Source organism: Acetobacter estunensis (assembly GCF_019083805.1).
Classification (GTDB): Bacteria; Pseudomonadota; Alphaproteobacteria; order Acetobacterales; family Acetobacteraceae; genus Acetobacter; species Acetobacter estunensis_A.
On record NZ_JAHRDV010000035.1, the window covers coordinates 1 to 1788 of the forward strand.

1 protein-coding gene is annotated in these 1788 nt (G+C 65.3%); it reads right to left on the reverse strand.

The window, feature by feature from the left end:
* A partial coding sequence (gene dxs, locus KUA11_RS16905; RefSeq protein ID WP_217412191.1) for a 1-deoxy-D-xylulose-5-phosphate synthase occupies positions 1 to 1788 on the reverse strand: 1788 nt, incomplete at both ends.

Here is a 1788-nt window from a genome sequence, read left to right on the forward strand (position 1 = left end):
CATACCGATAGCGTTGAGAGCGGTGTTTATGATGCTGGGCGCGTTGAGCCCGGCCTCGTCGTATTGGGCGGTCTGTGTGTTGTGATCGATGAAGCGGTCGGGCAGCGTCATGGTGCGCAGCCGGACATTGTCGAGCAGACCCGTGCGCGAGAGATGCTGCGCCACCATGGAGCCGAATCCGCCCATCGAGCCTTCCTCGATAGTGATCAGCACCGCGTGGTTGCGCGCAAGCTGCTCGAGCAGTTCCGTGTCCAGCGGCTTGGCGAAGCGCGCGTCCGCCACCGTGGGCGGCAGGCCGTGCGCGGCCAGTTGATCGGCAGCCTTGAGCACTTCATGCAGGCGCGGACCGAGCGAGAGGATGGCGATGCCGCCTTTCTCGCGGCCCGACTGCTGGCCCATCTCGCGCACGATGCGCCCTTTGCCGATCTGGATGATCTCACCCTTCGCAGGCAGTTCCAGACCGTAAGTGTTACCGCGCGGGTAGCGCAGCGCGATCGGGCCTTCATCGAACTCACAGGCCGTGGCCGTCATGTTGAGAAGCTCGACCTCATCGCTGGGCGCCATGATGGTCATGCCCGGCAGACAGCCGAGATAGGCGATGTCGAACGATCCGGCATGCGTCGCACCGTCCGCCCCCACCAGACCAGCACGGTCGATGGCAAAGCGCACGGGCAGGTTCTGCAGCACCACGTCGTGCATCACCTGATCGTAGGCGCGCTGCAGGAAGGTGGAGTAGATCGCGCAGAACGGCCGCAGCCCTTCCGTCGCCATGCCGGCGGCGAAGGTGACGGCGTGCTGCTCGGCGATGCCGACATCGAAGAAGCGCTCGGGGAACTGTTTGGCGAACTTGTCCAGCCCCGTGCCCGAGGGCATTGCGGCGGTAATGGCCGTGATGCGGTCATCGGTGGAGGCGCGATCGATTAGCTCGCGGGCGAACACATTGGTCCATGACGGCGGACCAGGAGGGGCTTTCTTCTGCTCGCCGGTGACGACGTTGAACTTGGCCACCGCGTGATACTTGTCGCCCGCCTTCTCGGCCGGCTTGTAGCCATGGCCTTTCTCGGTGATGACGTGCAGCAGGATCGGCCCCTGGTCCGTATCGCGCAGATTGCGCAGGATCGGCACCAACTGGCTCATGTCGTGCCCGTTGACCGGGCCGACATAATAAAAGCCGAGTTCCTCAAACAGCGTGCCGCCGGTGATCATGCCGCGGGCGTATTCCTCGGCGCGCTTGGCGGTGCGCTCCAGACGGTCGGGCAGTTTCTTGACGACCTTGCCCGCCAGATCGCGCAGTCCCATGAACTGGCGCGAGGACATCAGACGCGAGAGATAGTTCGACATCGAGCCGACGGGCGGCGCGATCGACATCTCGTTGTCGTTGAGGATGACGATCAGCCGCTCTGCGCCCGGCCCGGCCACGGCGGCGTTGTTCATCGCCTCATAGGCCATGCCGGCGGAGATGGAGCCGTCACCGATGACTGCGATCACATTGCGCTCGCGGTAGGACGGATCCTCCTCGGCGCGCAGATGGTGCGCCACCGCCATGCCGAGACCGGCGGAGATGGAAGTGGAAGAGTGCGCCGCGCCGAACGGGTCGTAGGCGCTCTCCGAGCGGCGGGTGAAGCCTGAGAGGCCACCGGGCTGGCGCAGCGTGCGGATGCGGTCGCGGCGACCGGTGAGAATCTTGTGCGGGTAGGCCTGATGGCCCACGTCCCAGATCAGCTTGTCGTCAGGGGTGTCGAACACCGCGTGGATGGCGACCGTCAGTTCCACCACGCCCAGCGAGGC